Below are 19653 nucleotides of genomic sequence, written 5' to 3' on the forward strand. Positions count from 1 at the left end.
TCATTAAAGTTACTCACATTCTGAAAATTAATGTAGAGTTCACATGTGTAAGGAAAGGGGTTGAACTGATTGGTGGAACAGAGTGTAAGCAGTAAAGCTCGAGAGAAAAAAAGATTTAATTGGCGTAAAATGAAAATAAATTGGCAACTTTATTTACTGCTCACTCCCGGGCTAATTTATTTTTTAATATTTAAGTACTATCCCATGTATGGTTTACAAATAGCTTTTAAAAACTTTAGAGCTATTGATGGAATCTTGGGAAGTGAATGGATAGGGTTTGAACACTTTGTGCGGTTCTTTAACTCGTTCCAATTTTGGGATTTAATCAAAAATACACTAGGAATAAACTTATATGCACTAGCTTTATTTCCAATTTCAATAATTGTTGCTTTATCTTTGAATGAGTTACGAGATGGAAAATTCAAGAAGACGGCTCAAACTATTACATATGCTCCTCACTTCATATCAGTAGTAGTTTTCGCAGGTATGATTATAGCTTTTTTAGATCCTTCTACAGGCGTGATAAATAATTTTATTCAATTACTAGGTTTTGAACCTATAAGTTTCATGACAGAACCTAGTTGGTTTAAATCCATTTTTGTTTGGTCTAATGAATGGCAAAACCTTGGTTGGGGGGCAATTATATATTTGGCGGCTTTAGCAGGGGTAGACCCTCAATTACATGAAGCTGCTAAAGTAGATGGAGCTTCAAGATTGCAACGTATTTGGCATATTAACATACCTAGCATAATGCCCACTATTATCATACTTTTAATACTAAATATGGGGAATATGATGTCTATTGGTTTTGAAAAAGTGTTGCTTTTGCAAAATGCGTTGAATTTAGAATCTTCCCAGATAATTCAAACTTATGTTTATGAAACCGGATTGTTACATGCGCAATATAGTTATTCTACTGCAGTGGGATTATTTAATGCCATTATTAATTTTATGATTCTTATTTTCTTTAATAAGATGGCTAGAAGAACAGGAACAAGCTTATGGTAAGCAGGGGGAATTCACAATGGCAATAAAACAATCAAAAACAGACAAAGTATTTGATGTCTGTAATAAATTTTTAGTTTGGTTTTTTATACTATTAATTTCTTATCCGTTGATTTATATTATCAGCGCTTCCATTAGTGACCCCCAGTTTGTAAATTCGGGACAAATGTGGCTTTTCCCTAGGGGTATTACATTCGAAGGGTTTGGAAGGGTGTTTCAAAATAGTGAAATATGGTTAGGTTATCGTAATACAATATTTTATACGCTTTTTGGTACTTTTATTAATTTAGCGATAACACTGCCAATGGCATATGCGCTTTCTAGACAAGAATTAATTGGAAAGAAGATAATCATGGCTTTATTAGTATTCACAATGTTTTTTGAAGGGGGGTTAATTCCAACTTATTTATTGGTACGTGATTTAGGGTTTGTTGATACTATTTGGGCAATGGTACTTCCTAATGCTGCAGTTATGTGGAATATAATTGTTACCATGACTTTCTTTAAAGCGACCATACCTAGAGGTTTAGAGGAAGCTGCTGAGATGGATGGTGCCTCTCAAATAAGAACATTTTTCCAAATAGTAATACCTTTATCAGCTCCTATTATAGCGGTTATGGCATTGTTTTATGGTGTGAGTCATTGGAATCAATATTTCAATGCAATGATCTATTTACAGGATAAAAGTTTGTTTCCATTACAACTCTTTTTAAGAGAAATATTAGTACAACAGCAGTTAACTACGGAATTAATGCAACAATCAGGTTCTGCTGAAGCTTTGAGTGAGCATTCAAGAATAGCTGATATTGTTAAATATGCAGTAATGATTGTCTCAGCAGCTCCGTTACTAATTGTTTATCCATTTTTACAAAGATTCTTTTTGAAAGGAGTAATGATTGGATCCTTGAAGGAATAGAAAGATAGGTGCTCAACTGTTTATAATTAAAACTTTAAAAAGGGGATTATAATAAAATGAAAAATAAATTATTAATCTTTTCGTTATTTATATTATTCATTTTAATGGTTGGTTGTTCAAATGATGAAGAGGCAGGAGATGAGTCAAATGAGCCAGCTGATAATTTTAATACCGAAGGGTTCCCTGTTGTAGATGAACCAATTACTTTAGAAATTATGGGTAAACGTTCTGCAATACAGCCGGAATGGAGTGAGATGGGATTCTTTCATGAAATAGAGGATTTAATGAATATAAGTTTTGAGTATAAAACATCCACGGGAGATGACTTTGAACAAAATAAACAACTTTCTTTCGCTAGTTTGGATTTACCAGATGTATATTATGGAGCGGAATTGACAGCTGGTGAAGAAGTAGATTATGGCTCACAAGGATTATTGATTCCTTTAGAGGGATTGATTGAAGATTATGCACCAAATTTAAAGAAATTATTAGATGAAAACCCTGATTTACGTGCTTCTATCACGACACCGGATGGCCATATATATGCTTTACCTGGAATTGACCAATCCCCGACCTCAAAAACACCAATTTTATGGATGAATGGACCTTGGTTAGAAACGCTAGAAATGGATAAACCAGCTACTATGGAAGATTTTTATGAAATGTTAAAAGCTTTTAAAGAAGAAGATCCGGGTAACGTAGGTGAGGTAATACCAATAACTGCAACTGATTTAGAAGAGTTAAGACAAGGTCTTTTTGCTAATTTTGGAATTGTCCAAGAAGAGGGAATTTTCGAAGAGAATGAAACAGTAGATTATGCTTGGGTACAAGATGAATACAAAGAATATTTGCAATTTGTTAACAAACTATATGAAGAGCAATTACTAGATAATGAAATAGTATCTCATACATGGGAACAATTTGTTGCTAAAGGGGAGCGTACCGGTATTTTTACAACTTGGCCAATTGTTATGGTAGGCTTTGAAGATCCGCAAGAAGCATTAAACTATCCGATCTTACCACCAATGACTAGTTCTACCAATGATGAAAAATTAACTATTAGTAATAGTGAAATATATCGAGGAAGAGTCGCCATAACCTCGGAAAATGAATATCCTGAAGCAACCATGCGTTGGATAGATTACCTGTATTCTGAAGATGGAACATATTTATCTAGACTAGGAATAGAAGGAGAGACTTATGAATGGAACGATGATGACCAATGGGTATTATTATCTGAAAGCGGTTTAAGTACAACGGAAACCAACGCTAAACATGCTCCAGGAGTAGGAACGTTAGTACCGATGAACTTAACTGAAGAATTTTATGAAAAAGAAGGAGGTAACCCAGCCATTTTAGAAATTTATGATTGGGCAAACGAAGAATTAGTCCCTTATGCAGAAACTCCTTATCCACAAGTATATTTAACTATTGATGAACAGCAGAGAGTTAATGCATTAAAAACAGAAATTGATAGTTACGTAGAGCAAATGGAGGCAAAATTCATTACAGGTTCAGAGTCAATTGAGGGAGCATGGGATCAGTACGTGGAGACGCTTAATAGTCTTGGTATAGAGGAACTGGTTGAAATACATCAAGCTGCCTATGATCGTTGGGCTGAAGTGCAATGATTGGTAGGTAAACTAAAAGAATATCAAAAAACTACTTATCAGTGATCAGAATTATCACAAAAGATTGATCCTAAAATAAAAACATTGCGGGCTACCTTGATTTATCAGAAAAGACTGTAATAACAAGCTTGCTCAGCAAGGTAGCCAAAGTGTATTAGAGTCTTTTTTCTTTTGTTGAAGTTGGAAATGAGGTTAGCTTTCTCGTTATCTAGCCTAACTATCCTAAGTCAATATTTACAATTATGTTGTGTCAAGGTGCTGCTAGGTGAGATTTTATAGAATTTCAAGAAAGTTTTATACAATTTGCTAAGCAGAGAAATACCTTGGTTATCAATGAAAGTATTTATTAAAAATCGAGTAAAAGCGAGTGATGTGGTTTGAAAATAGGTTTAGATTTTTTTATTGAGGAACAATTTAAAGAATTTAAGGGGCAACGTATAGGATTATTAACTAATATTACAGGTGTTAATCAACAGTTGATTCCAGCCATTGATTTATTGTATAAACATCCTTCAATAAACCTAACAACATTATACTCACCGGAACATGGTATACGTGGGGAGGCAAAGGAAGGTGAACAAGTAAGTTCAAGTACTGATCCTTATACAGGCCTACCGGTATATAGTTTGTATGGCGAAAAAAAAGAACCGACAAAAGAAATGATGGATCCTGTTGATGTGGTAGTATTCGATTTGCAGGATATTGGTTCTCGTTATTATACATTTATTTATACCATGGCATATATGATGAAAGCCTGTGAAAAATTCAATAAACATTTTGTAGTGTTAGATCGGCCTAATCCGATTTCAGGTAAGATAGAAGGTAATATCGTGGAAACAGATGTAAGATCTTTTGTAGGGTTACTCCCTATTCCAAATCGACACGGTATGACAGTAGGTGAACTTGCCCAATTGTTTAAATGTGAATTCGGATATAATTGTTTACTTACAGTAGTACCTATGCAAGGATGGGATAGAGAAAAATATTTTGATGAATTGAACTTGATTTGGGTCTCACCATCTCCTAATACTACTAATATTGATATGTGTACTCTTTATGCGGGAACTTGTTTAATCGAAGGTACTAATTTATCAGAAGGAAGAGGAACAACTCGACCATTTGAAATAGTAGGTGCACCTTTTATAAATGGTCAGTTATTAGCGAAAAAGTTTAATGAAAAGAAGAATCCGGGTATATTAGCACGACCTACTACATTTGCACCTTTTTATCAAAAATATGAAAATGAAAAATGTGAAGGTATACATTTACATATTAAGGATCGAAAGGTTCTTAACTCTGTACAAGTGGGACTAAGTCTAATTGAGACTGTGGCGGAGATATATCCAAACCACTTTTATTTTAAGAGAAATGACCAAGGTAAATATTTTTTTGATCTGTTAGCTGGTACTAAACAATTAAGAGCGTTAATTCTGAAAGGTGAAACAGAGGTTTTTTTAAGATCTTGCAATGGAATACTGCAAAAATTTCAAAAACTAAAAGAGCCGTACTTATTATATAAATAAATTAATTTATGATTTAAAAAAGTAAACGGGAAACATAAGATCGAGATAAATATTTCTAAGAGTGTAGCAAAAAGGATAAATGTAGTAAAATAAAATTTTAATCCGTAGATAGTTTGAAGCAATACGCATTGCTGTCATTTAAGGGAGGAATTATAATGATCAAATATAGATATTACAAACCTGGAGATGAGAAAGAGATTGTAAAGCTATGGAATAAAACTCTTTGGAGAGATCCAATCACTTCAGAAAGATTTCGGAATCTCGTTTTACTTGATGTTAATTTTGATCCTAAAGGTCTGCGCTTAGCTTTTGATGATACCAATTTAAAAGGGGTAGTATATGCCGTTAGAAGACTCACCCCCATGGCAGGTACAGAATTGGAACCTGATAATGGCTGGATACCTTTCTTTTTTGTTGAAAAAGTATACAGGAATCAAGACATAGGTACCACACTGCTTAATGAAGCTATAGATTTTCTGCGGAAAAATGGCAGAAAGAACGTGTTTTTTGCTTCATATGCTCCTAATTATATTATGCCAGGTATAGACGAGGGAGCTTATCCTGCAGCATATAAATTTTTGGAATCTAAAGGCTTTAAAAAAATGTATTCACCTATTGCAATGGATAAACAATTAATTGATTTTAAATTATCAAATGAGATACAGGAGTTACTAAGTAAAAGAGAAGAGGAAGGTTATAGCTTTAAATTTGCAGAAGATAAAGATTTATATGAAGTGATACAATTTGCTAATAATAAATTTAATCCTGACTGGGGGAGAGCTATACGTGAGGGAATTCTCCGTGGTCTTCCGTTAAATCGAATTTTGATAGTTAAAAATAAGGATAAAGTAGTCGGTTTTTGCTTATATGGAGGCTACGAAGGTATACCTGAACGCTTTGGCCCATTCGGCATTGACCCAGATGAACAAGGTAAAAAATTAGGAAAGATTTTGCTGAATCTTTGTTTATATCAGATGAAAGCTGAGGGCCTCCATGGTGCATGGTTTTTATGGACTGGCGAAAAAACTACAGCTGGATATTTATATAAAAAAACAGGTTTTGAAATAAGTCGTACCTTTAGTGTGATGAAAAAAGATATTTAATTAATAGAAATGAGTTGATATTTATGTCTGTCAACGGAGGACTTGTGATTTTAAAAGAAATGTTAGCTGCACTCCCGCCTTCTGAGAAAAGAATAGCTACTTATATTATTAATCATCCAGATGAGGCTATTCAGCTAACAGCGATGGAACTCGGTAAGAGAAGTTCTACTAGCGGAGCTGCAGTAATTCGTCTATGTAAGTCCTTGAACTTAAACGGATTTCAAGATTTAAAAATACGTATAGCAGGTGATCTACAAAAAGGGAATGTAGATGGGTATAGTGATATAGAACCTAAAGAAGAAACGAAGTCTATTATAAATAAAATGACGAGTAATAGTATTGAAACGATGAAAGAAACTGCAGAGTTACTAAGCGAGATAGACATTGATAAAACTGTTTCAGCAATGCAAAAAGCTGAAAAGATCCATTTCTTTGGTGTTGGTGCTTCAAGCATTATAGCTCAAGATGCTCATCAAAAATTTCTTAGAATAAACAAAATAAGTACTGCATATACAGATTTGCATATGGCTGCTACTCAAGTAGCAAATGCGGGAAAAGAAGATGTTGTTGTGGGCATTTCCTTTTCAGGAAACACAATGGAGGTAGCTAAACTCCTTCAATTAGCGAAAAAAAACAATTCAACTACTATTAGCCTTACGAAATATGGTAATAACCAAGTCACGGCAATAGCTGATATTAATCTGTATACCTCAGCTACAACGGAGCCAACTTTTCGCAGTGCAGCAACATCTTCACGTTTAGCACAATTACAAGTGATAGATATTTTATTTATGTGTGTTGCGTCCTTACAATATGATGATACGGTAAAACATCTAGAGGCAACAAGAAAAGCGATAAGTTTGTTAACAGAAAAAGGGAAAAGTTCACGAAAGAATTTGTAATTATATCTTATTTAAATTAAATGAATGAGAACTGATAAATAGCTGTTGTAAAGTAATACTATAATCTATAAATAGAATGTGAATAGCGGAACCGCATAATAACCGAAAGGATGTGGCAGATGAGGGAAAAGGTAGTGAACCTGATAAAAAGAGAAGTAAATTTGAGGCATATCCCTGGTGCAGTGATTAGTGTTTCGTTTCAAGGTAAAATGCTGATGGAAGAAGCGGTAGGATATAGGATGGTTTATCCAAAGCAGAGGCCAATGCAATTAGATACGATTTTTGATATAGCGTCGTTAACGAAAGTGACAGCAACTCTGCCTGCTATTTTAAAGTTGATAGAGATAGGAGAGATATATTTAAATCAAAAAGTTGCTAGTATTTTACCAATGTTTGCGCAACAGGGTAAGCAAGATATAACGATAATGGATTTACTAACACATACATCAGGTTTACCGTCTCATAAAAAATATTATCTAAATCATTTATTAACTAAAGACAAGATTATCAAAAATATTTATAACCAAGAATTAGAGTATAAAACTGGTACAAAGGTGATATACAGTGATTTAGGAATGATTACTTTATATCAAGTGATAGAAACAGTAACAAATCAAAGTTTTGAAGAGTTTGTAAGAACTAATTTTTTTGAACCCTTAAAAATGTACGAAACAAGCTTTAAGCCCACACAGGATTCCAATAGGTTAGCGGCAACTGAATATGATGAGAAAGCTGGTTCCTATAAGCTAGGAATTGTTCATGATGAAAACACTGAATCAATGGGTGGAATTAGTGGGCATGCTGGACTATTTTCGACCGTTCGTGATTTGCAAAATTACGCAGCAATGGTTGAACAGGAAGGAACGTTTAAAGGAATTCAAATCTTATCTCCTGCTATTTTAAAGCTCTCGAAAACAAATTTCACCTCTTTTAGTGATGAATTCCGAGGCTTAGGATGGTTGCTTAATAATAATTCCGTGTCTTCTTGTGGAGATTTATTTTCTGAATCATCCTATGGTCATACTGGTTTTACTGGAACTAGCATATGGTTTGACCCGAGCATTTCCTTACATGTTATTTTATTAACTAACAGAGTACATTTTGGTAGAATACCGGAGCATATATTAAATTTGAGAGCTGCAGTGCATAATATCATTCGCTCCTGTATAGATGAATGAGAAATAGTATGTTTTTTGAATTTTCAAGGAGTATATTACCGGACTGTTCTATTTTTTTGCGGGGAGTATGTTATATAGATTTTGATCAATGAGGTCTTATAAGGGCTTGAAAACTAAATGAAATAATAGTTGATGTAATAGCCTGTTATGAGTAGCTCACCTCATAACAGGCTATTTTTCTATTTTTTAAAATAATAATTCGTTAAAATATAAAATATATTGAATTATTATTTTAATTTCGTGTGTAATATGATAACATGATATTAGAATAAAATGTGATGAATCACGGAAAAGGTGATTATATGTCTAGTATGGAGAAAAAAATTGGCAGGCTTATCATTGCTGGATTTCATGGTAAGGAGGTTTCTGCAGATATCAAAAACCTTATTTATTATTATCATGTAGCAGGTGTTATATTGTTTAGCCGTAATATAGATAATACCCAACAGCTAAAAAAATTAACAAGCGCATTGCAAGAAGAAGCTCGAGTAGCGGGATATCAAAAACCATTATTAATTTGTTTAGACCAAGAGAATGGCATTGTTCGAAGATTGGGGGAGGAAGCTACCATTTTTCCTGGATCGATGGCAATTTCAGCCACACGGCAACCAGATTACGCCTTTCGCATTAGCTATGCTACAGGAGAGGAGTTACGAGCGTTAGGAATCAATTGGAATCTTGCCCCGGTATTGGATATTAACAGTAATCCATATAACCCAGTAATAGGTGTTCGATCTTTTGGTGAATCAGTTGATCAAGTTTCTAGTTTTGGTAAGCAAGCTATGAAGGGGTTGCAAGAAGCGGGGATCATTACAACCCTTAAACATTTTCCGGGTCATGGAGATACAGAGGTTGATTCTCATCTTGAAATGCCTGTTGTAACTCATGATATAGAAAGACTAAGGATGGAGGAGTTACAACCATTTCAAGATTGTATCAATGCGGGCGCAGATGTGGTGATGTCAGCTCATATCCACTTTCCAGCTCTGGAATCACAACACGATCTGCCGGCTACCTTATCTAAACACATATTAACAAATGTATTACGGCATCAACTCAACTTTCGTGGTGTGGTAACAACAGATTGCTTAGAGATGGAAGCGATATCACATACAATAGGTACGGCTAGAGGAGCTGTTCAAGCTATTCAAGCAGGAGCAGATCTAGTCATTATTTCGCACACCTACTCTAAACAAGTAGAAGCAATCCAAGCGATTCAACAAGCAGTTGAGACGGGTGATATAAAGAAAGGTAGGATCAATCAATCCATTATGCGTATTAATGAATTGATTGATAACTATAAACTAGATAAAGAGCAGGAATATGATCCTCAACTAATTGGAGGCTTCGACCATGAACAATTAGCCAGTCAAGTTTACCAGCGCAGTGTCACCGTTGAAAAAAATGAGCAGGTATTACCTTTAGACGTTGAAAATAAACAAGTGCTTGTTGTAGAAGTAGCTAGCTTAACAAAATCTAAGGCAGAAGATCAATTGGTTGATACTATACTATCACCCATTATAAAAGAATATCTACCAAACGCAGAAACAATGGTATTGTCAGCACAGCCATCTTCAGACCAAATGCAAGCAGTGATTAAGAAATCTGTGAATGTTGATTATATTATTTTTGGAACGGTGGGGCTTACACTGGATATTAAGTGGCAAGAGCTTATTCAGGCATGTCAAACTAATTTTGTGAAAATCGTAGGTTTGGCAATGAAGTCTCCATATGATCTTAAATATTTTTCCAAGGCGGACGCTGTTATTTGCACATACGAATCAACCTATCCAGCAGTAACAATGGCGCTAAGAGCGATTATTGGAGAGATAGAAACAGCAGGGGAACTTCCAGTAGATGTGTTTTAAGTAAGAAAGAAGTCAATAAACTAGTTGGAAAATGACTTACTTAAAGATTCAATGGATAATATGTAAGAATACACTTAATTTATTTTCGTAGTAGATTAATAATGTTTGTATAATAAATTAACATATTATTATATAAAACAATTAGAATAAAAATATTGTTTTTGAGATCAGTAGATTTTTAATATAAAAGTATTTCTTGAAATCCTCTATAAGATGAAATGATGGTAGTTAATAAAGTGATTAATTGTAGGAGAAATTTAAATAATAGGATTATCTTTGTATTTTGAAGGATTAACCTATTTTGACATGCGCGAGAAAAAACTATCTTCTATATAAGTAGGTGATGATACCATGGAAATATTGACAACGTTAACGACAGAACAGCGTAATGAGAGCACAATGGAAATCGATCATATGAGCACATATGACATATTGAAAATATTTAATCAGGAGGACCAAAGTGTTGCTAAAAGTGTGGAAAGGGTACTGCCTGAGATTGCAGAAGCGGTGGAAATAGTTAGTGCAGCATTTACCAAGGGAGGAAGACTGCTCTATGTAGGGGCAGGTACAAGCGGACGTATCGGTATCCTGGATGCGGTAGAATGTCCGCCTACGTTTGGTACACCACCCGATCTAGTACAAGGGATGATTGCTGGAGGAGATCAGGCCATCATGAAAGCAGTTGAGGGGGCAGAGGATAATCCTGCCTTAGGAGCGGCTGATTTGGAGGAGCGAGGGTTAACAGAACTGGATGTAGTAGTAGGTATTGCCGCTAGCGGAAGAACGCCGTATGTGGCAGGGGCGCTAAAGCATGCGCAGGAACTCGGTGCAAAAACGATCAGTTTGAGCAGTAATAAAAACGCCAAGATAAGTCAATACGCTGATATCAAAATAGATGTGGTGACAGGACCTGAAGTGTTAACAGGCTCTACAAGATTAAAGGCAGCAACCGCACACAAGATGGTGTTAAACATGCTGACCACCACCACGATGATCCAAGCCGGTAAGATTTATCAAAATTTGATGGTCGATGTCAAGGTGAGTAACTATAAGCTAAAGGAACGCGCAAAGCATATTATTGCTGCCGTAACAGAAGTGTCGCTGGAAGAAGCTGCAGCAACATTGGAAAAAGCACAATTAGAGGTGAAGCCTGCTATTGTCATGATAAAAGCAAATGTTAATTATGAAGAGGCGAAAAAATTACTTCATCAAGCAGATGGATTTGTGCGATATGCCATTACTCGCGCGACCTCTGATAACGATACCTAAAAATTAAAAACGGGTGGTAGTAATTGATATTATCTTTATGTGTGTAGCTTCCTCACAATATGAGCCTACCGTTCAATATTTAGATGCCACAAGAGATGCCGTTGGTGAACTGAAACAGCAGCAAGAAAAGACGCAAGCCTATCAAAAACGAAAGAATAAGTGAGGGAAGGCTATGAAATATGTGATAGGAATCGATGGTGGCGGTACAAAAACAATAGCTGTGCTGGCCGATAAGGAAGGAACAGAGGTAGCTAGAGCTGTTGCGGGTGCTTCTAATCCCAATATTGTCACACCTGCTCAGTTAAAGCAGACGCTGCAGATCGTACTAAGTGACCTAAAACAATCGCACCTAGATGCTTATCAGCAGGTGACTGCTCTATATGCAGGAGTATCTGGTGCTGGTCATCCAGATGCGCAACAACAGATAAGAACCGTATTGATATCACTTGTGCCGGCTTCTATGCAGGTGACAGTAGATCATGATGCGTTGATCGCTTTATATGCAGGTACAGAGGGCAATCCCGGAATCGTACAAATATCAGGCACTGGCTCGATTACCTATGCAATTAATGAAACAGGAAAACGCCAGAGAGTAGGTGGTTGGGGGCATTTTATCGGGGAAAGGGGCAGTGGTTATCGTTTGGGACATGAGGCATTGAAGGCTGTTTTTGCTGTGCATGATCAAGTTGGTCCACCAACCTTGCTTTACGATATAGTCCGTCAACAATTTCAAATAAGTCATATACCAGATATGATTCCACTTATTTATCAGGCAACCAATCCGAAAGAAGGAATTGCAACGCTTGCCAAAACCGTTTTTCGCGCTGCAGAAGAGGCAGATCCCATTGCACAAGCAATCATCGACCGAAATGGAGCTTACATAGGCCAGAGCGTACTTCAACTAGCACAACAATTATTTGCCAATCATCCCAAAAATCAAGCGATCCCAGTTGTGCTGGCCGGCAGTATATTTAAGCGCTTCGATTTGTTGGAAGATGCCATAAGACAGGTAATAGATGGACATAAGCCAATGCTGGAACTGACAATACTAGAAGCAGCGCCTGTCTACGGGGCCGTTATGGCAGCATTAAATAATCGAGAGGGGGATACATCGTGCGATTGATAGCGATAGATCAAGAGCGGATGACCGATATGCTCACACTATGGAATGATAACCTACCTGCTTTTCCAATGAGACAATCCTTATTTCAACAAAATAGTTTGGATGATCAGAATATTAGTTTTCAAGCTTCCAGGTTGGCAGTCAATGAAGAAAATTGTGTGATCGGAATGGTGATCGCAAAGTATTGGCAGGAAAAGCTGGATGTCGCGATGCTAAAAGATACCGGCTGGATTCAAGTATTATTGGTGGATCAGGAGTACCGTCAACAAGGTATAGGTGGCAAATTGTTAGCGCATGCAGAAGAGCGTTTGCAGGCAACCGGTATACAGCAGATATTGTTAGGAAGAGATCCCTATCATTATTTTCCGGGCATTCCTGCTGAAGATCAGCAAACGATCAAGTGGTTCGAGAAAGCAGGTTATATCGGTCAAGGTGAGGAATATGATTTGCTTCAATCCTATTCGGATGACTGGAAAGTGCAGGCTTTTGACAAGTCACGAGAAGAGATGTCGTTTCAATTATTAGAACGATCAGATAAGCAGGCCTTTCTCGACTTTTTACATCGATGCTTCCCAGGACGCTGGGAATATGAGGCGATGCATTATTTTGAAAAGGGTGGTACTGGAAGAGAGTTTGTCATTCTAAAAAAAGCAAATCAGATCATCGGTTTTTGCCGTGTAAATGATGCGCAATCTCCGTATATTGCACAAAATGTCTACTGGGACCCATTGTTTGACCAAGAACTAGGAGGCGTTGGTCCCTTAGGTGTGGACGCAAAGGAAAGAGGTCAAGGCTTCGGACTGGCCATTGTCGAAGCAGGTATTCAAGCTTTACGAAATCGAGGCATTGATCATATTGTTATTGATTGGACAGGGCTGGTTTCTTTTTATCAAAAGTTAGGATATCAGCCATGGAAGAAATATGTTTCTTATAAAAAGGTTAACGAGTAGGGAAACATGATAAAGGGTGGGACATGTATATGGTAGTTTCTCATTATGCTATTGGTTTAATGTCTGGAACATCGTTAGACGGAATAGACGCAGCTTTGGTAAAAATAACAGAGATGGACGGATCCCTGCGAGTGGAACAAGTCGGATATCAGTCGACCAACTACAGGGAGGATGTGAAGGGCGAACTTTTACAGCTTTGTCATCCGGATAGTGCTACAATAGAACGCATCTCCAGCATGAATATGTATCTTGGCGAATTATTTGCTGATGCGGCTATTAGCTTGATCCAATCAGAGGGTTTGAACAAGAAAGAGGTAAGCTTGATAGGTTCACACGGTCAAACGATTTATCATGAACCGAATGTAACAGACAAGGTGCCTTATCATGTGCCTTCCACTTTACAAATTGGAGATATTGGTGTGGTAGCGGAAAAGACAGGGATTACCACGGTCGGTGATTTTAGAACCAGAGATATCGCAGCTGGCGGGCAAGGGGCGCCATTAGTCCCTTATGTGGATTATATGCTTTATGCTAGTTCGACAGTAACCAGAGTACTCTTAAATATAGGCGGCATTGCCAACATCACCTTCCTGCCAAAAGGTGCGACGCAAGAACAAGTATTGGCCTATGATACCGGTCCTGGAAATATGCTGATAGACGCCTTTGCCAAACGAGTCACCAACCATGTACAAACCTATGATAAAGGCGGCAAGCTTGCGGCTACTGGTAAGGTCGAGCCATCTTGGTTAGCAACATTATTGGAACATGATTATTATCAGCAATCAATACCAAAGACAACAGGGCGTGAAGACTTTGGCGAAGCGTACGCAGATAAACTATGGGAAAAAGGACAACAACGAGGGATTCGTGAAATCGATCGTTTAGCTACGATTACTGAACTAACCGCTGTCACAATCATGGAGGCAGTCAAGAAACATGACGAAGTAGATGAGGTTATTGTAAGTGGAGGAGGCGTCCATAATCAAACGTTAATGAAACAACTAGCCAACCTTGCCGACCCGATACAGGTGCACGCTGTTAAGGATGAACAAGTCAGTGCCGACTCTAAGGAAGCCGTCGCTTTTGCTATCTTAGGTTATCAATGTTTACATAAAAGATGTAATACGATCCCAACAGCTACTGGTGCAGCACATGGGGTGGTGATGGGGAAGGTGGCTTGGTAGATAGCCTCAGAAAAGTAAATAAGAATTAAAAGAACCTACATCGATTTTACTTATACGTCGGTGTAGGTTTAGTTTTGATTTATTCCAGACCCAAATGACAAATTGAAAAATTCGACTAACTTAACTCTTTATTTAATTTTGTCGCTAGATCGATGAGCTCTGTCGGCTTGCTAATTGTATAATCTGGTACCTCGTCCTTCTCCTGCGGCTGTTTATCATAACGTGTCGTCCAGGTTAAATGTACAGATGTTATTCCTAGTCTATTAGCTCCTGCTATATCTCTCTTTAAATTATTCCCTACCATAATAATTCTCGGGATATCTTTTTCCATTAAATCTAACGCTCCTATCGCGGCTTTAAACATTCTAGCGCTCGGCTTTAATGCTTTTACGTTTTCGGAATAAATCATAGACGTAAAATAATCGTATAACTTATGGTCTAACATCATGTTTTTAAAAGATTGGGCATTACCATCAGCTACCATACATAATGTAAAGCCTTCCTCAGCTAACTTCTTTACCGTGTCGCCAGCACCAGGTATTAATTCAGCTTTTATGACAATACCATCATTATTACGAATTTCTGTACCTTCGTCAATAAGAGTATCTCCACAATCTAAAAAAATAATTAGTTTCTTTTTTTGGTTATTCATTTGTGGCATCTTCTATTCTCGCCCCTTTGAGTTTTAATTCATTTGCATAATGACAAGCTGAAAAATGTTCTTGATCTTCACCTATTTGCGCTAAATTTGGAATATCTATAGTGCATTTATCTGTCTTATATGGACACCTTGGATGAAATTCACAGCCTGATGGAGGATTTGCAGGATTTGGTACTTCTCCTTCAAGAATTATTCTTTCCTTCTCAACGTTAGGATCTGGGATTGGTACTGCCGACAACAATGCCTCTGTATAAGGATGTTTTGGATGATTAAAAATTTCCTCTACGGACGCCATTTCTACTATTTTTCCTAAATGCATTACCACAACTTTATCCGAAATCGTTTGAACTACTGATAGGTCATGAGAGATAAAAATATAGGTGATTCCAAATTCTTTTTGCAAATCAATTAACAAATTAATAATTTGAGCTTGAATCGATACATCTAATGCTGAGACTGCTTCATCACAAACAATGACTTTAGGTTGTGTGATCAGTGCCCTTGCAATTGCAATCCGTTGTCTTTGTCCACCAGAAAAAGCATGGGGATAACGTTTTAAATAATTAACATTCAATCCAACTTTCTCTGCGATGTTTGCCACTTTTTCATTTGCTTCATTCTTAGTTAAATTAAAATTTGTAATGAGCGGTTCAGCAATAATATCGTATACACTCATTCTAGGGCTGAGTGACGAGTAAGGGTCTTGAAAAATCATTTGAATATCTTTTCTATATTTTTTATACTCTTCCCGATTCATATTCAAATAATCCACTTTTTCATTCTTTTCTGCATGGTAGTTTACCACTCCTGAAGTTGCATCTATACCTTTGACTATACATCTACCTAAGGTAGTTTTACCACAACCCGATTCTCCAACAATACTTAATGTTTCTCCCTCGTATAAATCAAAGGATATATCTTTTAAGACTTTTATTGGCTTAGGTCTGCTGAATAATTTTGTGGATTTTGCTTTAAATTCTTTATCTATATTTTTCACATTAAGGATCTCTTTAGCCATCGTGATCCTCCTTTGTTTCAGGTTTATAAAGAAAACATCTTGCTTCGTGGTCGGAACTAACTTGATAATTAGGAACGCTTTGCGCATCACACAGCCCTTCAATACGATGAATACATCGGTCATAGAAGCCACACTTATTTCTCATGTTAATGGCTAGTGGGACAGTTCCTTCAATAGATGTTAACCTTTGATTTTTATTTCCTCCCAGTCGAGGCATTGATTTAATTAATCCAATGGTGTAGGGATGTTTGGGATTGTTGAATATTTCTTTTACTGGTGCCTTTTCCACGATTTTACCTAAATACATTACCGCAACTTCATCACACATTTCTGCGATGACGCCCAAATCATGCGTTACGAGGAGAATCGCCATCTCAAATTCTTTTTGTAACTCTTTCATTAATTCCATTACTTGGGCTTGAATGGTCACATCTAGAGCAGTAGTGGGTTCATCGGCTATTAATAATTCCGGATTACAAGCTAACGCCATAGCAATCATTACTCGTTGTCTCATACCTCCAGAAAATTCATGTGGATATTGATTGAATCTTTTTTCTTCATTGGATATACCCACTTTTCGTAGCATATCCAACGCTATTTCTTTAGCCTTCTTTTTATTCTTTGTTCGATGTATTAAAATATTTTCCATTATTTGATTACCAATAGTATATAATGGTGATAAAGCTGTCATAGGTTCTTGAAAAATCATCGAAACTCGCTTTCCTCTTATATTTCGTATTTTTTTTCCGGTTGATTTTAAACTTAAGATGTCAATATTATTTAAAGATTTATCTTTTTTTGATTTATATAAAATTTTCCCAGTAGTTTCACATACTTTCGGGTTTAATTGCATAATAGATCGGCTTGTTAAACTTTTTCCACAACCTGATTCTCCAACTAGTCCTAAAGTTTTCCCTTTTTTCAATTGAAAATCTACCCCATCTACTGCGTTTAATTCATAATCATCTTGTTGAATGGTTATTTTCAGATCCTCTACAGACAGCAGTGGAGAATGGTTGTCTTCTTTGACCACTTTTTCTTTTACATCCATACTATCCCTCGCTTAATCATTATTTGTTTCAACTTAACATTACTTTTTATAAGGGTCTGCTGCATCTCGTAATCCGTCACCAAAAAAATTAAAGCATAGAACGGATAAGATAACAAAAAACAATGGGATTAGTTTCCATGGGTACAATGCTACGTTATTAATTTCTTGCGCTTCTTGTAGTAAAACTCCCCAACTGGTTGCTGGTGAGCGAATGCCTAATCCTAAAAAGCTCATAGCTGTTTCTGCTAAAATCATGGCGGGAATGGCTAAGGTAATAGCTACTATTAGGTAACTAAATATTCCAGGAAGTAAGTGTTTTATAATTATTTTTGAATTTTTCACACCTGCAATTTTTGCTGCCAACACATATTCTTCATTTTTTAACGACATGAATTGACCTCGAACAACTCTGGCTAAACCTGTCCATTCAATAAAAGCTATGATAATAACAATATATAGATACATTTGAACCACTGGAATATCAGGTGGAATAGCTGCTGACAGTGCCATCCATAATGGTAATGTGGGGAATGATCGAAAGATTTCTATAACTCTTTGAATAATCACATCCACCCATTTTCCAAAGTAACCTGAAATACCACCTATGATGAAGCCTAGAATGAGACTTATAGCCACCCCTACTAAAGGAATACTTAAGGATACTTGGCTGCCTAATATTAAACGAGAAAACAGATCCCTTCCCATACCGTCTGTCCCTAGTATGAAGATTTGCCCAGGTTCTTCTACACCAAATAAATGAATATCACTTTTAATCAGACCAAATAGTTTATACTCAGGGCCTTCAACAAAAAAATGAATGGGATATTTAGTGCTTTTATCTTGGATAAAGTTCTTTCTTAATGTTTCTGGATCGCGTTCTGAGGTTAAACCATATACAAATGGCCTTAAATGAAAATTACCTTCCTCATCAAAGAAATGAATAGACATTGGTGGAGCGTTTGAATAATCACTATCATATTGCTGTGTACCTTGAGGTGCAAGAAAACCCGCGAATATAGCCCCTACATAAAATAAAGCTAATAAAAGGAGACTAATTCTAGCGAGTTTATGTTTTCTTAATTTTTTCCAAATTAGATTCCATTGAGAGCTATAATATTCTTTATTCTTCTTCTTTTCTACAACAAATTCATGGGCCTCATTGTTTTTGTGTTGGTTTATCCTTTTTCTTAATTTATTAAAAAAATTGGATTTTCTCATAGATCACAGTCCTTTAATTTCAGTTCGAATCTTAGGATCTAACCAAGCTAATAGGATGTCCGATATTAACGTGCCAAGTACTGTCAGTACTGCCATGAATAATAACCACGTACCAGCTAAGTACATATCCTGACCGAGTAAAGCATTGTACATTACTGGTCCTTGAATAGGTAAATTTAATACAATAGCTGTAATCGTGGATCCAGTAAATATATTTGATAAAGTCCATCCAAACGTACTTACTACAGGATTTAAGGCAGCTCTTGTGGGATATTTCAATAATATTTTTCTTTCTGAAACTCCTTTTGATCTTGCTGTTACCACATTAGGTTTGTTTAACTCATCTAACATTTGCCCTCTCATTACTCTGGTCAATTCCGCAGTGCTGGCAGTACCGATAACGATTATTGGTATGATCATATGTTTCATTAAATCTTGGATTTTTTCCCAAGTCCAAGGGGCATTCTCATATTCGCTGGAAAAAAGACCTAGTAGAGGGTCGCCGAAATTGACATATGAATAATACATCAATATTATTGCAAATAAAAAGTTAGGCGTAGCCATACCAATAAAACTAATCGCAGAGAATAAATAATCAGACAAAGAATATTGTTTTACCGCTGTATAAATACCAATAGGAATGGCTACTAGGTAAGTAAAAGCCATCGTTGTAAGCGATACGATTAATGTGAGAGCCATGTATCTATCAATTACACTAGTAACTGGTTCGTTATAATTAAATGAATGTCCAAAATCAAAATGAAGAAGAATATCTTTCATCCACAAAAAGTATTGAACTACCCAATGTTTATCTAGACCTAAGTCTGCTCTCATTGTTTCTATTTCAGCCTGTGTCATATTTTCTCCCTGAGCAGACATTTGCGCTGCATAATGTGTTACATAATCACCAGGTGGTAATTGAATAACAAAGAAAACGATCATGGATACACAAATCAACACTGGTATTACTAAAAGTACTCTTCTAATAATATATTGAAACATAATGCAACCTATCCTTTTATAAGTGATTTTAGATAAGTGAAGAGTGACTTC

General features: G+C 36.3%; 18 protein-coding genes. 13 read left to right on the plus strand and 5 right to left on the minus strand.

What is annotated here, in order from left to right; genetic code table 11:
• Window positions 1–129: 129 nt before the first annotated feature.
• From E0E32_RS03100 to E0E32_RS03155, 13 genes are all read left to right on the plus strand, one after another.
• Complete coding sequence (locus E0E32_RS03100) at window positions 130–1008, plus strand: ABC transporter permease (RefSeq protein ID WP_078060243.1); 879 nt, start codon at window positions 130–132, stop codon at window positions 1006–1008.
• A 16-nt stretch (window positions 1009–1024) separates the two neighbouring features.
• Window positions 1025–1921: a carbohydrate ABC transporter permease gene (locus E0E32_RS03105; protein WP_066195638.1), complete on the plus strand. Its 897-nt coding sequence runs from the start codon at window positions 1025–1027 to the stop codon at window positions 1919–1921.
• Between the two features lie 56 nt (window positions 1922–1977).
• Window positions 1978–3552 (plus strand): extracellular solute-binding protein, encoded by a 1575-nt coding sequence (locus E0E32_RS03110; protein WP_066195641.1) that lies wholly within the window; start codon window positions 1978–1980, stop codon window positions 3550–3552.
• 377 nt (window positions 3553–3929) lie between these two features.
• Window positions 3930–5075, plus strand: a complete 1146-nt coding sequence (locus E0E32_RS03115; RefSeq protein ID WP_066195646.1) for an exo-beta-N-acetylmuramidase NamZ family protein — start codon at window positions 3930–3932, stop codon at window positions 5073–5075.
• Between the two features lie 155 nt (window positions 5076–5230).
• A complete protein-coding gene (locus E0E32_RS03120) occupies window positions 5231–6178 on the plus strand; it encodes a GNAT family N-acetyltransferase (RefSeq protein WP_066195649.1) in 948 nt (315 codons plus the stop codon).
• Between the two features lie 23 nt (window positions 6179–6201).
• Window positions 6202–7080, plus strand: a complete 879-nt coding sequence (locus E0E32_RS03125; protein ID WP_066195651.1) for a MurR/RpiR family transcriptional regulator — start codon at window positions 6202–6204, stop codon at window positions 7078–7080.
• 119 nt (window positions 7081–7199) lie between these two features.
• Entirely contained in the window at window positions 7200–8258 is a 1059-nt protein-coding gene (locus E0E32_RS03130; RefSeq protein ID WP_066195654.1) for a serine hydrolase domain-containing protein, read from the plus strand.
• Between the two features lie 278 nt (window positions 8259–8536).
• The gene (nagZ, locus tag E0E32_RS03135) at window positions 8537–10126 is read left to right on the plus strand and encodes a beta-N-acetylhexosaminidase (RefSeq protein WP_078060189.1); all 1590 of its coding nucleotides are present in this window, start codon (window positions 8537–8539) and stop codon (window positions 10124–10126) included.
• Window positions 10127–10477: 351 nt separating this feature from the next.
• Complete coding sequence (gene murQ, locus E0E32_RS03140; protein ID WP_130858932.1) at window positions 10478–11395, plus strand: N-acetylmuramic acid 6-phosphate etherase; 918 nt, start codon at window positions 10478–10480, stop codon at window positions 11393–11395.
• A 13-nt stretch (window positions 11396–11408) separates the two neighbouring features.
• Window positions 11409–11558, plus strand: coding sequence for a hypothetical protein (locus tag E0E32_RS22020; RefSeq protein ID WP_161485731.1), 150 nt, complete (start codon window positions 11409–11411; stop codon window positions 11556–11558).
• Between the two features lie 9 nt (window positions 11559–11567).
• Entirely contained in the window at window positions 11568–12518 is a 951-nt protein-coding gene (locus E0E32_RS03145) for an N-acetylglucosamine kinase (protein WP_130858933.1), read from the plus strand.
• Complete coding sequence (locus E0E32_RS03150) at window positions 12509–13468, plus strand: GNAT family N-acetyltransferase (protein ID WP_286171676.1); 960 nt, start codon at window positions 12509–12511, stop codon at window positions 13466–13468. The genes E0E32_RS03145 and E0E32_RS03150 overlap by 10 nt, the downstream gene beginning before the upstream one ends.
• 29 nt (window positions 13469–13497) lie before the next feature.
• Entirely contained in the window at window positions 13498–14652 is a 1155-nt protein-coding gene (locus E0E32_RS03155; protein ID WP_130858934.1) for an anhydro-N-acetylmuramic acid kinase, read from the plus strand.
• Between the two features lie 115 nt (window positions 14653–14767).
• Here the strand turns inward: E0E32_RS03155 and E0E32_RS03160 are convergent, their stop codons facing one another.
• The 5 genes from E0E32_RS03160 to E0E32_RS03180 are packed head-to-tail and all read right to left on the minus strand — an operon-like array spanning window position 14768 to window position 19602.
• Window positions 14768–15304, minus strand: coding sequence for an HAD family hydrolase (locus E0E32_RS03160; RefSeq protein ID WP_066195668.1), 537 nt, complete (start codon window positions 15302–15304; stop codon window positions 14768–14770).
• Window positions 15297–16331: an ABC transporter ATP-binding protein gene (locus E0E32_RS03165; protein WP_066195670.1), complete on the minus strand. Its 1035-nt coding sequence runs from the start codon at window positions 16329–16331 to the stop codon at window positions 15297–15299. Before E0E32_RS03165 ends, E0E32_RS03160 begins: the two co-directional genes overlap by 8 nt.
• A complete protein-coding gene (locus E0E32_RS03170) occupies window positions 16324–17382 on the minus strand; it encodes an ABC transporter ATP-binding protein (RefSeq protein ID WP_130858935.1) in 1059 nt (352 codons plus the stop codon). The genes E0E32_RS03165 and E0E32_RS03170 overlap by 8 nt, the downstream gene beginning before the upstream one ends.
• A gap of 39 nt (window positions 17383–17421) precedes the next feature.
• Window positions 17422–18600, minus strand: a complete 1179-nt coding sequence (locus E0E32_RS03175; protein ID WP_078060191.1) for an ABC transporter permease — start codon at window positions 18598–18600, stop codon at window positions 17422–17424.
• A gap of 3 nt (window positions 18601–18603) precedes the next feature.
• The gene (locus tag E0E32_RS03180) at window positions 18604–19602 is read right to left on the minus strand and encodes an ABC transporter permease (protein ID WP_066195675.1); all 999 of its coding nucleotides are present in this window, start codon (window positions 19600–19602) and stop codon (window positions 18604–18606) included.
• Between the last annotated feature and the right edge of the window lie 51 nt (window positions 19603–19653).

The organism is Gracilibacillus phocaeensis (assembly GCF_900626275.1).
Lineage (GTDB): Bacteria > Bacillota > Bacilli > Bacillales > Amphibacillaceae > Gracilibacillus > Gracilibacillus timonensis.